This window comes from Candidatus Aquicultor secundus, from assembly GCF_002791875.1.
Lineage (GTDB): Bacteria > Actinomycetota > Aquicultoria > Aquicultorales > Aquicultoraceae > Aquicultor_A > Aquicultor_A secundus.
Genome location: NZ_PFNG01000244.1, coordinates 1 through 804 on the forward strand (window position 1 = coordinate 1; position 804 = coordinate 804).

1 protein-coding gene is annotated in these 804 nt (G+C 56.1%); it reads left to right on the plus strand.

Features of this window, described 5'->3' with window-relative positions; genetic code table 11:
* The coding region (locus tag COY37_RS10375) for an S-layer homology domain-containing protein (RefSeq protein ID WP_286977505.1) at positions 1-804 on the plus strand (804 nt) is incomplete at both ends.

An 804-nucleotide genomic window follows, 5' to 3' on the forward strand; every position in this document is an offset into this window, starting at 1 on the left:
ACCGTCAGCCCCGGCCTCGGCGCTACATTGACATTCAACACGGTAACTACCAAAGGTATTACAAGTATCAACGCCACAAGCACTGCCCCGCCCATCCCTTCCGGGTTCCAGCTTGTTGGAAGTTTCTATGAGGTAACTACAACAGCGCAGTTCACGGGAGATATACTTGTAACCTTCCCCTATGACCCGAGTATCTCGGCCGCCGAGGAAGCAAACCTTGAGCTGCGCCACTGGCAAGCCGATGCATGGGCCGATGTTACTTATTCAAAAGATATCGTCGCCAAAACGATAACGGGGCGCGTTAGCTCGCTTTCTCCGTTTGCAGTAATCAAGCAACCCGTCGTACCTACCCCGCCATCGGGGGTAAGCCCGAGTTCGGGCGGAGGCTCGAGCCCGCAAGATCAAGCGCCGGCTACGCCGCAGGGCTTAAAGCTCGTATCCAACTTAGGGTTGATCCAACTTGCCTGGGATGCGAATAAAGAGGCGGATCTGGCGGGATATAAAGTCTATCGGATAATGGGCAGCGGCGGGCCCGATAAGCCGAGCAAGGTTGCCCCGCTCGCCAACGTGAGCGTGACCCAATACAACGACACCACCGCCAACAAAGGAATTGTTTATACCTATTACGTAACTGCGGTCGATAAAGCGGGAAACGAGAGCGCCCCGGCCAGCCTTGAGACCGCGCTGGCCGAGGTTGCCGCGGAGGTCACCTTCTACGATGTGCCGCCAAACGCCTGGTACGAGGAGAATGTTTCCAAGCTTGTAACGGGTAAGGTCCTGGGAGGATATCCCGACGGAACGTTT